Consider the following 692-nt stretch of genomic DNA (forward strand, 5'->3'; position numbering starts at 1 on the left):
ACATTATTAACTGCGGTTTTACCATCTCACAATACAGAGCCAACAGTAGAAACAAGCAACCACGAAATTTCTAAGCCAGACATGCATCTTACTGCATTTATAGAAATTAAAGCAAAAAAGAAAGTTCCTACCGAAGGATAGAATCCACCAAGATTGATAAAATAAAAACAACTCCCTTAAACAACAATTATGAAAATTTTTAAAGTAACATTAATAGCACTCTTCTCAATTACATTATTAACTGCGGTTTTACCATCTCACAATACAGAGCCAACAGTAGAAACAAGCAACCACGAAATTTCTAAGCCAGACATGCACCTTACTGCATTTATAGAAATTAAAGCAAAAAAGAAAGTTCCTACCGAAGGATAGACTACACTAAGATTGATAAAATAAATAGAACAACTCCCTTAAACAACAATTATGAAAATTTTTAAAGTAACATTAATAGCACTCTTCTCAATTACATTACTAACTGCGGTTTTACCATCTCACAATACAGAGCCAACAGTAGAAACAAGCAATCACGAAATTTCTAAGCCAGACATGCACCTTACTGCATTTATAGAAATTAAAGCAAAAAAGAAAGTTCCTACCGAAGGATAAAACATAAGCACTTCTTTACTGAACCGCTTTTTTTATTACCCTTTACTTTATTTAGTTTAAATTTGATAAAGCCAAAGCGTTAGCCT

2 protein-coding genes are annotated in these 692 nt (G+C 32.4%); both read left to right on the forward strand.

Annotated elements, in window-relative coordinates; genetic code table 11:
* Positions 1-189: 189 nt before the first annotated feature.
* Positions 190-372: a hypothetical protein gene (locus ACVC43_RS06510; protein ID WP_452223769.1), complete on the forward strand. Its 183-nt coding sequence runs from the start codon at positions 190-192 to the stop codon at positions 370-372.
* 51 nt (positions 373-423) lie between these two features.
* A complete protein-coding gene (locus ACVC43_RS06515; protein ID WP_452223769.1) occupies positions 424-606 on the forward strand; it encodes a hypothetical protein in 183 nt (60 codons plus the stop codon).
* Positions 607-692: the final 86 nt, after the last annotated feature.

This window comes from Lacinutrix chionoecetis, assembly GCF_053604665.1.